Origin of the sequence: Sedimentibacter sp. B4, from assembly GCF_000309315.1 — a bacterium.
In the GTDB taxonomy this organism is placed as follows: Bacteria; Bacillota; Clostridia; order Tissierellales; family Sedimentibacteraceae; genus Sedimentibacter; species Sedimentibacter saalensis.
Genome location: NZ_CANG01001006.1, coordinates 1 through 208 on the forward strand (window position 1 = coordinate 1; position 208 = coordinate 208).

The 208-nt window shown below is 67.3% G+C and carries 1 pseudogene; it reads right to left on the bottom strand.

Annotation, left to right across the window (positions count from 1 at the left end):
- Positions 1-208 (bottom strand): annotated as a pseudogene (locus BN358_RS24945) (ABC transporter permease); the annotation flags it as partial.

Consider the following 208-nt stretch of genomic DNA (forward strand, 5'->3'; position numbering starts at 1 on the left):
CGTAGCCGGCACCGGTGGCGGGCTGCGCCGAGCCGAGCCGGGCGGAGATCATGATCCCGCGAGCGCGGTGAACAGGCCAGCGGTGGCGTAGATGATGATCAGCCACTTGCGGGTGTCGATGCCGGACAGGGCCGTCGCCTCGACGTTGGAGCCGATCGAGATGTCGTAGCGACCCAGCAGCGTCTTGTAAGCAGGACGTACGCGACGA